The 1,789-nt window shown below is 69.3% G+C and carries 1 protein-coding gene; it reads right to left on the bottom strand.

Annotated elements, in window-relative coordinates; translation table 11 throughout:
- Nucleotides 1-11: 11 nt before the first annotated feature.
- Nucleotides 12-1,694 (bottom strand): IS1182 family transposase, encoded by a 1,683-nt coding sequence (locus tag QCN29_RS36675; protein ID WP_279933584.1) that lies wholly within the window; start codon nt 1,692-1,694, stop codon nt 12-14.
- Nucleotides 1,695-1,789 lie beyond the last annotated feature (95 nt).

A 1,789-nucleotide genomic window follows, 5' to 3' on the forward strand; every position in this document is an offset into this window, starting at 1 on the left:
GACGCTGTTGGTTAATTCGGGGCCTGCTGCTTCGCCCCGTCGAGCTGTTGCTCGGCGGGGCGAAGTCGTGCGAAGTGGCTGGTGCGGGTGTGGGCCCGGGGTGTGTCGGCGAGGTGGGCGTCGATGCGGGCGAGGTTGATCGCGGCTCCGGTGAGCTGGTGCTGGAGGCTGGTCTTGGAGAGGCCGCGGTAACGGGATCTGCGCAGGCCGCAGCGCCCGACGGCCTGGGAGATGGTGCCTTCGACACCGGCCCGGATCTTGTAGCGCTCCTTCCACTCGTCGGTCTGCTGCTCGGCGCGGGCCCTGCGGACGGCTTCGTGCTCGTCCCGGCGCCGTAGGTTCAGCTCGCGACGTTCGGCCTTCGGGGAATTCACGCAGTCCCGCAGGTGAGGGCAGGGGCGGCAGTCGGCCTGGCTGAAACGGACCCGGATGACCGGCAGGCCCTGCTGTGAACGGCTCTCGCGCCACTGTGTGCTGGCGATGCCGTTCGGGCAGGTCACCTGCTGCGTCTCCCAGTCGATGGTGAACGCGTCCTGGCTGAACGGACCGCCACTCTGGGCGGCGGTGCTGGCCACCATGGGGCCCAGCAGCTCGACTCCGTGATCCCGACGGGCGGCGACGATCTGCGAGGCGGTGGGATAGCCGGCGTCCACCCAGTGTTCGGCGGGCAGGCAGTCCCGCGCGGCCAGAGCCGCGTGAACGCGGGCGCTCATCACCTGGTCCTGCACGGTGGAGTCGGTGGTGACCACGTTCGTGACCAGGTTCGGGGCGCCGGGCTCGCACGTCTCGGTGAGATGAACCCGGTAGCCGTCCCATAACGTGTCACGCTTGATGCAGCCGCGTGCGTCTGTGTCATACGGGGTGACCAGGCGCGTCGCCCCCGGAGGCCGGTCTTTTGGGTCCCGTCGCCTCACCTCCCCCTCGACCAGGTGGAACTGCTGGACCCACAGCCGCCGCAGGAACTCGACCTCGTCCAGCATGCGAAGCCCTCCGGGCGCCTGGGGCGAGAACACAGCTCGCAGCAGTTGCATCCCGTCCCTCCCGATCCGCGCTCCCACCTCGTCGCGCTTGGCACGGGCCCTGGGAAACCTGGAGTCCTCGGCCCGGGTGGCGTAGTGCCGGAACCAGTCCGGATCGGCGACCTCCACCAGCCAGTCCGGCTCAGCCTGGGCGATCGCGTTCAAAGCGGATCGCAGCGTCTCGGCGACCAGCTCCAGCAGGTTCAGCTGCCGGGCCGACGACAGGACATGCGTGGAGTCGGTGCGGGCCCGGCCCGCGCTCTTGAGCAGGCCCTTTGCGCGGGCCGCGGCCAGGATGCCGTCCAGCACCCGCAGCCCGGCATCGGCCTGAACCAGCCGGTCCCTGAACTCCGAGAGCACCGAGAAATCGAACCCCGGATCGGTCAGCTCAAGCCCGAGGGCGTACTTGAAGTCGATCCTGGCCCGCACCGCCTCCGCGGCCTGCCGGTCGGTCAGTCCCTCGACGAACTGCAGCACCAAGACCAACACCAGCCGGCCCGGCGACCAGGCCGGCTTGCCCCGCACCGGGAACAGATCCGCGAACTCCTCGTCCGTGAACAACGGTCCCAGCTCATCCCGGACCCGGATCGCCAGGCTCCCCTTCGGGAACGCGGCCCGAGCCACCCGTACCGTCTCCGCCGGGATCTCCCCAGACCCCTTCGGCTGCATCGACATCCGCACCCACCCCATACGACAACGTCGGCCTTCAAGACCACAACCAGGTCTTGAAGGCCGACGTCACGCCAGGCCCCGAATTAACCAACAGCATC

The sequence above is a fragment of the Streptomyces chengmaiensis genome (assembly GCF_029846775.1).
Taxonomy (GTDB): Bacteria; Actinomycetota; Actinomycetes; order Streptomycetales; family Streptomycetaceae; genus Streptomyces; species Streptomyces chengmaiensis.

Coding starts and splice junctions, on each gene's coding strand:
- QCN29_RS36675 (WP_279933584.1), bottom strand. CDS start 1,694: ATGTCGATGCAGCCGAAGGGGTCTGGGGAGATCCCGGCGGAGACGGTA.